The 1,592-nt window shown below is 33.5% G+C and carries 1 protein-coding gene; it reads right to left on the reverse strand.

All coding sequences use genetic code 11. The annotated features are described in order from the left end of the window. Positions 1 to 533: 533 nt before the first annotated feature. Positions 534 to 1,208, reverse strand: coding sequence for a DUF3598 family protein (locus MW688_RS17525; protein ID WP_486737306.1), 675 nt, complete (start codon positions 1,206 to 1,208; stop codon positions 534 to 536). Positions 1,209 to 1,592: the final 384 nt, after the last annotated feature.

Here is a 1,592-nt window from a genome sequence, read left to right on the forward strand (position 1 = left end):
ATGCTTTGACATAACTTAGGGTATTAGATTTTTTTTTCACCATCATCAACAACCATTTAAGTATTAATATTATATCAGACCCATACGCACTTCTAATTGTAACCTGGAAAAAAGGAGTCAGGAGCCAGGAGCCAGGAGTCAGGAGTTAGTAATTAATACTTAGTAAGCTTTAAGAATATTTTAAGTTATTTAAAAATACAAAAGTACTTAAAAAAATCTGAGTACTTCTACTCAAAAAAACCTAGGAATTTTTTGTGTAATATAAACAAAATATACTGACTCCTGAATTCTGACTCCTGACTCCTCTTCATCATACTATTTGACGTGCGAAAAGTGGGTTATATCATTGCTAAACAATAGTTGGTCTATATTTTCTCTTTTAGCGCACTAAACGACTTATAATCAAGGGGAAAACACAGTAATTATCTCTCAATTATCCCTTTGTCCCTAATTGTCAACCAACTAAAACTTACCCATTATGACTATTTAGCTAATCAAATGAGCAAGTTTTAGCAGTAATGAGTAAATATTTTTCAACTGTATTTAGCCCCCAGATAAAAATATGTTTTATTTTCTAAACTTTTTGGTAGTATTACCCTAATCCTATCAGTTAAATGTAAATCGAGATGTTCAAAAGGCACATTTTCTACTCCATTTCGGGAAATTGTTTGAGGCGATGATACTATATAGTCTTCAGTTATACTTTTGCTGGTTCCTTGCCAATCTTTTTGAAATTGATTAATATCTTCCCTAGAAGATTGTTCTGTAAACGAGCCTAGATGTTCAGTAATTGTTACAATTCTATCTATATTTCCTTCTCCGTTGTAAACAACTGCGGCACTGATTCTTCTATCTTGGTATCTAAACCCTGTTTCAAAGCCGAAGTTTGTTCCTGGTTCCATCTTATTTGACCCCCAGGAAAAGCTATTATCTAAAAATAAGGATCTAGTAAAGGGTTTTTGATAAGGTCCAAAGCTTTTAGATTCAGTTCTCCCATCTTGGTAAATATAATCGTTTTTATGAAAGATTAGACTACCATCTTCACTAGTTCGTAAACTTCTAATTCCCTGGTAAGATTCAGTTAATTCTCCTTCAGAAGAATATTTACACCAAGTTCCATACCAATCGCCTATGGCATGATGTTGACAAAAGTTCTGCCAATTTTGTATTTGTGGGTCAACAGAATTGCTTGATTGTGGATTTTCCATTAGTACTATTTTTTTTGATTTTGTTATCTAATTATTTTACCAAAAGGCGATCCCTTGTAGAAGGCGCGAGATTTTGTCGAGTAAAATTACTTAAGTTGTGGATAAAATGTATATTACTATACATTAATTTCTTAGACAAAATCTAAAAAAGCACAAACCCACAAGTAGCGGTTTTTGTCAAGTTTTATGTTAAGAAAGATGTTTATAAAGGATAGCGCAAACTCGGGGGGCTTTTCATGATAACTGTAAACATCTATTTGGTCATTGCTATATCTATAGAGAAAAGAGGAAAAAAAAAGACCCCTGAGTGAGGAGTCTTTTTTGGATAGAGGTAGTCTGGCATCGAGCTATTGTCCCGGTTGGCTACCCAACAAGTATCTTCGC

It is taken from the genome of Johannesbaptistia floridana, from assembly GCF_057440575.1.